Source organism: Parasphingorhabdus sp. (assembly GCF_036964675.1).
Taxonomy (GTDB): domain Bacteria; phylum Pseudomonadota; class Alphaproteobacteria; order Sphingomonadales; family Sphingomonadaceae; genus Parasphingorhabdus.
This window is the reverse complement of the sequence record NZ_JBALTF010000030.1, coordinates 14,812-22,042: the sequence shown is the minus strand read 5'-3', so window position 1 is coordinate 22,042 and position 7,231 is coordinate 14,812. Positions and strand designations below refer to the sequence as shown.

The following is a 7,231-nucleotide window of genomic DNA, read 5'->3' as shown; positions in this document are numbered from 1 at the left end:
CCGTCATTGTCCTGATCATAAGGGTATTTGTCCGCATCATTGTCGATGCCATCATTATCCCAGTCCTTGTCCTGGTCGTGCGGGATGCCGTCTTTGTCACTATCATCCGGCGGCGGCTGGGTATCGGCATAGGCCGGCGCTGCCGTGGCCATGAACAGGGCGATGGCGCTGATTGCCGAGATGGTAAAATATGATTTGTAGGACATGAGACTCCCTCCTGTTTGAAAAAACATCTGAGTGGACCCTCGGGATCCTGAAATCCCGCCGGCTTTTTAGCGTATTTTTACAAATTTTGCAATTGGCGGGCAGTTCAGGCTTTTATAAAATCAGCATTTTGAAACATGCTGAGCAACCTCAGCGCCTATGCGCAGCATGACCCGAGGATATGTTCGCAAGGGATTTGCTGATGTCGTGCCGACCGTCGGGGGCATCGCCAATATAGACTGACGCGCAAAAGCCCGTCGCCAGTTCGGCCAGCCGGTCTGATGATCCCGGCGTCCGGTCTTGCCGGAGCCAATCCCAAGGCATGGGAAAAAGCTGGCGACAGAGATGAAACTCTGAGTCCAGGCTGCCAATAATAAGCGGCTGATCGCGATCATCGGCGTCAAACCGTTGATCGCTGTCATCGGGGCCTGATGCGCACGGATAGTTGACTGGAATGAAGACTGAAGAGCCTTCATTTCAGCAAAATGTTCCAGCAAAGGCCAGGTAAAGGCTCAGGCAAGCTGGTCGGCGCACGCAACGCCCTGTTGAATTCCGCCCGCTATGCCGATGGCTTCAAAGGGCCGATGGATTAATCGAGCGGGGCAGGTTCATCAGCTGATTGGCGCCGTTTCTCGCTCAAGCTCGCGCCGTATACCCCGAACCCGTTGGTGAATTCGTTCATTGCCGGATTTTTTCCCATTGTGGAGTCGCCATCCAAATTCAAAATTATGAGGACAGGCTTCTCATAATTTTTCTTTTTTCGGTTGGAGCCTGTTCGCTTCCCGGTGTATTTTTCATCATTGTCCCCCATGATAAAGTTTCGACGCCTTGCGGAGAGCAGCCTTTCGAAACTTCTCAACTTGTTGACTAGTCGCCTTAAATTGAATGTCAATAAATCCAGAGAATATGCACCACATATATAGACCATATAAAACGGTGCAAATGGCCGCTTTCGGGAAATGGTGTGAACCACGGAATGATCGGCCTGGCCAGGAAGCAAAGCGTCATTTCGCGCACTCAAAGGGTTTCCTTTCCCACGCTTGCATCTTGGGCGCAGAAAGCCGGCATGGTTCCCGGATGGCGGTCACAAAAAACCCGCCACCTGTTCGGGCAGCGGGTCTCTTGGTTGATGCGTCCGGTCCTACCAGAAGAAGTCGTAGATCACGTCAATGACTTCGCCGCTATAGGTGTCGATGAGCAGGACATCGTCATAATAGCGGACCCAGCGCGTTCCCGGATAGGCCGCAGGCAGGCGGTAATAGCCAGGGTTGTTGATCCAGTAACGCGAGCCATAGAAGGCGGATCCGAGATAGATGCCGATGTTCAGGCGACGATAGCGATAATCCCGATAGGGGGAATAATAGCGGCCCAGCCGATAATGATTGCGGTTGGCCTGACGATAACGCTGCCAGTCATAGCGTCGGTCGTTGCGCCAGCTGCGGTTCCAGTTGCGGCTGCTGCGATTGTAATTGCGATTGTTGCTATATTGGCGCTGATCCCGATAAGCCCGGTCAATCCGGCCATCCCGATTGCGATCGACCCGCCGGTCGACGCGGCCATTGTTATTGCGATCATAGCGGCGGTCAATCTGGCCATCGCGGTTGCGATCGAAACGCCGGTCAACCCGGCCATCCCGGTTGCTGTCGCCGCGGCGGGCAGAGCGTTGCTGGGTAACTTGCCGGTCTCGTGTCACCGTTCGGTTGGCATTGCGTTGCCGGTCAACCCGCTGAGTGCGCTGGGTTGCGAGATTGACGTTGCGATCCGCGCGATTTGGGAGAGCCTGACGCGCAGCCGGTTGGCTAGCGCGCGGAGCGGGAGCGTTGTTCAGATTACGATCAACACGGTCGACCCGGCGGTTCTGACGAGTTTCGCTGCGATCGCCGCGGGTTTCGACCCGGGCCTGCCGGTTCACATCCGCCTGGCCGCGATTGTTGCGATTCTCAGACCGCTGCACCTGACGCTGGCCGCTGCCGCGATTGCCGCTCCGGTCTCCGCGGTTGCCGCTGCGATTGGCACGGCGTTCGCTGCGACCATCACGCTGCAGGGCGGCGCTGCCGGTCAGGTCAATCTGAACCAGTGCGGGCGCGCTATTGAGATTGGGTGCAATTTCGGCGGCGGATGCGGCGGCGGGCGTCAACATCGTGGCCGCCATCAGACCAGTTAAGAAAAATATACGCATGGCTTACTCCTGTTGCTCGCGACTTGATATGCCGCATCGGTGGAACAACTAGTAGTTTATTAACCCTGTCAGACTCCTGAACTGAGTTGTTATGTTCAGGAAAGGTGGAAGTTATCTGAACATTTATGTTCATCTAACTTCCACCCCGGACTTGATCCGGGGTCCATTGCGCGCTCAATGATCAATCTGTTTTTCTGATTTGCTTGCCGACGAACAGGAGGTGCAAGCCATTGCCACACCGATTGTTGGACGTTCAGGAGATGGACCCCCGCCTGCGCGGGGGCGCCGCCTAATCCTTCAGATTATCCTTCTCCAGCCATTCTTCCAGCCATTTGATCGTATATTCGCCGGACTGGAATTCCTTGTCATGGACCAGCTTCTGGTGGAGCGGGATCGTGGTCTGGACGCCTTCGATGACAAATTCGTCGAGCGCACGGGCCAGCCGCATCATGCAGCCGTCGCGGGTGCGGCCATAGACGATCAGCTTGGCGATCATGCTGTCATAATATGGCGGGATCGAATAGCCGGCATAAAGACCGCTATCGACGCGCACATGCATGCCGCCGGGCGCATGATAGCTGGTGACCTTGCCGGGGGAGGGTGCCCATGTCTTGGGGTTCTCCGCATTGATCCGGCATTCGATGGCATGGCCGCTGAACACCAGATCTTCCTGTTCCACCGAAAGGTCGCGGCCATCGGCGATGCGGATTTGCTCGCGCACCAGATCGAAGCCAGTGATCATTTCGGTCACCGGATGCTCGACCTGCAGGCGGGTGTTCATCTCGATGAAGTAAAATTCGTTATTTTCGTAGAGAAATTCGATCGTGCCGGCGCCGCGATATTGCATGCCCTTCATCGCGTCGACGCAGACCTTGCCCATCCGCTCGCGCTGCTCGGCGCTGATCACCGGGGAAGGCGCTTCTTCGAGCACTTTCTGGTGGCGGCGCTGCAGCGAACAATCGCGCTCGCCGAGATGGATGGCATTGCCGCGGCCATCGCCGAACACCTGAAATTCGATATGGCGCGGATCGCCGAGATATTTTTCGATATAGACGGTGGCGTCACCAAAGGCCGCCTTGGCCTCGGTGCCCGCCTGTTTCATCTGGGTCTCCAGCTCGGTCTCGCTGTTGACCACTTTCATGCCGCGACCGCCGCCGCCGGAAGCGGCCTTGATGATCACCGGATAGCCGACTTCTGCCGCCACCCGTTTGGCTTCTTCAATCTCGCTGACCGCGCCTGCGGAACCGGGGACCAGGGGAATGCCCAGATCGCCAGCGGTTTTCTTGGCCGCAACCTTGTCACCCATGATTTTGATATGTTCGGGCTTTGGGCCGATCCATTTGATGCCGTGCGCTTCGACGACTTCGGCAAAATGGGCGTTTTCGGAGAGGAAACCATAGCCGGGATGGATCGCATCGGCGCCGCTGATTTCGGCGGCCGAGATGATCGCCGGGATCGACAGATAGCTGTCGGCCGCCGCTGGCGGACCAATGCAGACCGCCTGATCGGCGAGCCGCACATGCATGGCGTCTGAATCGGCGGTGCTGTGCACGGCGACGGTTTCGATGCCGAGCTCTTTGGCTGCGCGCAAAATCCGCAGCGCGATTTCTCCGCGGTTGGCAATAAGGATTTTTTCAATGGTCACGCTGCCGGCCTCAAGCGATCACGACCAGAGGCTGGTCAAATTCGATCGGTTGACCATTTTCGACCAGGATCGCCTTGACCGTGCCGGCCGTTTCCGACGTGATCGGGTTCATCACCTTCATCGCTTCGACAATCAGCAACGTATCACCGACGGCAACCTTGTCGCCAATGCTGATGAAATTGGCTGCACCGGGTTCGGCGGCGAGATAGGCGGTGCCGACCATGGGGGATTTCTGTGCGCCGGCGTGATCATCGACGGGTGCGGCTTCCGGGGCCGGGGCGGCTGCTGCGGGCGCAGGAGCAGGGGGCGCATAAGCGGCAGGAGCGGAAACAAAGGTTCCACCGCCGCGCGCGACCTTGATCTTGCGGTCACCGTCCTCGACTTCAATCTCGGTCAGACCGGCTTTTTCGAGAATGGCGGCCAGATCACGGACCAGTTTGATGTCCACATTCATGCCGTCACCCGTTTCTTTTTTTGCAGACATATTTTGTCCTTATGCTGTCGTTAAAATTTACTGGCAGCTTCCAGTGCCAGTTGATAGCCGAAAGCACCAAAGCCGCAAATGCTGCCTTTTGCAACCGGTGCAATGAAACTCTTGTGCCGATATTCTTCGCGCGCGGCGGGATTCGAAATATGCACTTCGATAACCGGCGTGCGGATCGCCTTGATCGCATCGAACAGTGAGAGCGATGTATGGGTCAAGGCCCCGGCGTTGAGGATTACCGCATGCGCGCCTTCCGCAGCCGCTTCGTGCAGCCAGTCGACCAGATGGCCTTCATGGTTGCTCTGTCTTATGTCGACATCGAAACCGAGCGTCTGCGCATGGTCTTCGATCTGTCCGGCAATCTCGTCCAGCGTTTCCGAACCATAGATTTCGGGTTCGCGCATGCCGAGCAGATTGAGATTGGGTCCGTTCAATACAAAGATGGTCTTGGCCGCCAAGATATTGTTCCCTCCCACAGGCTTTTGGTTGCGACTGGAGCGACCTCTTTATATGGCTCGTTTTTGAAAAGCGAGATCAAAGACATGAAAGTTACCGAAATGGCTGAAATTCAGATCCGGTTGAATGGCGATAACCACAAGATTGCTGCGGGCGGCTCGATCGCCGATCTGGTGCGTTCGCTCGATCTCGACCCGGCCAAGGTGGCGGTGGAGCGCAATCGCGAAATTGTCACGCGGTCGATCCTCGAGCAGGTCATGGTCGAGCAGGGCGATGAACTGGAAATCGTGCATTTTGTCGGCGGCGGCTCTGGCGATGACAGCTGGACGGTGGCGGGGCGTACATTTCGTTCCCGGCTGATCGTCGGCACTGGTAAATACAAGGATTTCGCCGAGAATGCGGCTGCGGTAGAAGCGTCCGGTGCGGAGATTGTCACCGTCGCGGTTCGCCGCGTCAACGTTACCGACCGCAACCAGCCGGTGCTGATGGACTTTATCGATCCGAAGAAAATCACCTATCTGCCGAACACGGCTGGCTGCTTCAACGCCGAGGATGCGATCCGTACCCTGCGATTGGCGCGCGAGGCCGGCGGCTGGGATCTGGTCAAGCTGGAGGTGCTCGGCGAGGCGAAGACGCTCTATCCGAATATGCGCGAAACGCTCGAGGCGACCGAGGTGCTGGCCAAGGAAGGGTTCAAGCCGATGGTTTATTGCGTCGACGATCCGATCGGAGCGAAGCAGCTGGAAGATGCCGGCGCGGTGGCGATCATGCCGCTCGGCGCGCCGATTGGGTCCGGGCTCGGCATCCAGAACCGGGTGACGATCCGGCTGATCGTCGAGGGCGCCAATGTGCCGGTGCTGGTCGATGCCGGTGTCGGCACTGCCAGCGATGCCGCGGTGGCCATGGAACTGGGCTGTGACGGCGTGCTGATGAACACGGCGATTGCCGAAGCGAAAGAACCGGTGCGAATGGCGCGGGCGATGAAGCTGGCGGTCGAGGCCGGGCGCGAGGCTTATTTGTCCGGGCGGATGGGTCGCCGGATGTATGCCGACCCGTCGAGTCCCCTCTCCGGGCTGATTTAGTGTCTTAATACAGCATAATTCGGTGTCATCTGTAACTAATTGATTCGTAACAAAAGTTACATGATGATAGATTGGTCGACCAGCGATTGTCGTTGGTCGAAGCGGGTCGGCGTTGGCCGATCACAATGGCGGTTTATCGAACGCGGGATGCTCGTCCGGGATCGCTCCGCTACCTAGGAATGCGAGGCGGGAGCATAACCCAAGTCTCTCCAGACAGCCCTTCCCCGGCCCGACGGATATTCCGCTCCCGACCTCACCCCCTAGCGGGTAATGCCGGTTTCCCCTTTTCCGGCATCGCCCCGAAAATATTTTTAGGAGTGAGAAAATGTCGAATAATATCTTTACCAAAGCCCTTTGTGCGGCGGCAGCCATCGCGATAACCGCGACCGGATTTTCTGCCAGCGCCAATGCTCAAAGCCGGACCGTGCGTACGGCGATCGTCAACTATACCGATCTGGATCTGAACAGCGAAGATGGCCAAGCCACCCTGCAGGGCCGCCTGAAAGGTGCCGTTCGCAAGGTTTGCGGAAGCTATGATCCGAAAAACCTGGTCGATGTGCAGGATTACGGCGTCTGCATGGATCAGGCCAATGTCTCGGCCCAGCGTGCCAGTGTGACGATCATGGCGGCGGCAAAATCGGGCAAGCCGGTCGAAACCGCAATGGTGATCAGCAACTAAAGCAAGATTCCAAGAGCCGCAAACCCCCAACAAGCGGCCGCAATTTGGCCAAGCAAACTTTCAAAAAACCTCGGTGTCCCTTACACCGGGGTTTCTTTTTTTAGATGTCGCTCGCATCAATTTATAAACAAATATATTATATGTTGTAATATATATTGTTTAAAATACTTCATAGATATGTAATACTGTTATTTAAATGAATATTGTTATTCAAAATATATTTAAAATACAAGTATTTCAAACGTATTAACCAGATATCCGAGCGCAATGTTAATATTTTCTGCTCATATGTAAATGATTGTAACAATGAGCGCCTTTCAGGTTGCTGCTTTGCACTGCTCAGTAGCGGGAGGCCGCGATGTCCGGGAGGTTATATGGAAATTGGTCGGCAGAGAAAACCGGAGAGAGTTATCGGTCCTTTCGGCGAGGCCCTGAGCCTCAGTGATTTGCCGAAAAATAATACGACCAGATGGGTGATCCGGCGAAAAGCCGAAGTGGTCGC

General features: G+C 56.3%; 10 protein-coding genes. 3 read left to right on the top strand and 7 right to left on the bottom strand.

The genetic code is table 11. The annotated features are described in order from the left end of the window. From V7665_RS07180 to aroQ, 7 genes are all read right to left on the bottom strand, one after another. On the bottom strand, positions 1-206 hold a 206-nt coding region (locus V7665_RS07180; protein WP_335663853.1), incomplete at its 3' end, for a hypothetical protein. A 120-nt stretch (positions 207-326) separates the two neighbouring features. Continuing rightward, on the bottom strand, positions 327-701 hold the full coding sequence (locus V7665_RS07175) for a hypothetical protein (protein ID WP_335663852.1): 375 nt from the start codon (positions 699-701) through the stop codon (positions 327-329). 92 nt (positions 702-793) lie between these two features. Beyond that, on the bottom strand, positions 794-1,015 hold the full coding sequence (locus tag V7665_RS07170; RefSeq protein WP_335663851.1) for a hypothetical protein: 222 nt from the start codon (positions 1,013-1,015) through the stop codon (positions 794-796). 330 nt (positions 1,016-1,345) lie between these two features. Further along, positions 1,346-2,383, bottom strand: coding sequence for an RcnB family protein (locus V7665_RS07165; RefSeq protein WP_335663850.1), 1,038 nt, complete (start codon positions 2,381-2,383; stop codon positions 1,346-1,348). Positions 2,384-2,672: 289 nt separating this feature from the next. Continuing rightward, positions 2,673-4,028, bottom strand: a complete 1,356-nt coding sequence (gene accC / locus V7665_RS07160) for an acetyl-CoA carboxylase biotin carboxylase subunit (protein ID WP_335663849.1) — start codon at positions 4,026-4,028, stop codon at positions 2,673-2,675. A gap of 10 nt (positions 4,029-4,038) precedes the next feature. Beyond that, on the bottom strand, positions 4,039-4,512 hold the full coding sequence (accB, locus tag V7665_RS07155; RefSeq protein ID WP_335663848.1) for an acetyl-CoA carboxylase biotin carboxyl carrier protein: 474 nt from the start codon (positions 4,510-4,512) through the stop codon (positions 4,039-4,041). Positions 4,513-4,532: 20 nt separating this feature from the next. Continuing rightward, a complete protein-coding gene (aroQ, locus tag V7665_RS07150) occupies positions 4,533-4,970 on the bottom strand; it encodes a type II 3-dehydroquinate dehydratase (protein ID WP_335663847.1) in 438 nt (145 codons plus the stop codon). 99 nt (positions 4,971-5,069) lie between these two features. Between aroQ and thiS the strand changes: the two genes are divergently transcribed. From thiS to V7665_RS07135, 3 genes are all read left to right on the top strand, one after another. Continuing rightward, the gene (thiS, locus tag V7665_RS07145) at positions 5,070-6,050 is read left to right on the top strand and encodes a sulfur carrier protein ThiS (RefSeq protein ID WP_335663861.1); all 981 of its coding nucleotides are present in this window, start codon (positions 5,070-5,072) and stop codon (positions 6,048-6,050) included. Positions 6,051-6,375: 325 nt separating this feature from the next. After that, entirely contained in the window at positions 6,376-6,729 is a 354-nt protein-coding gene (locus tag V7665_RS07140) for a UrcA family protein (RefSeq protein ID WP_335663846.1), read from the top strand. Positions 6,730-7,103: 374 nt separating this feature from the next. Then, positions 7,104-7,231, top strand: a 128-nt coding sequence (locus V7665_RS07135) for a DUF1153 domain-containing protein (protein ID WP_335663860.1), incomplete at its 3' end; no start/stop codon positions are given.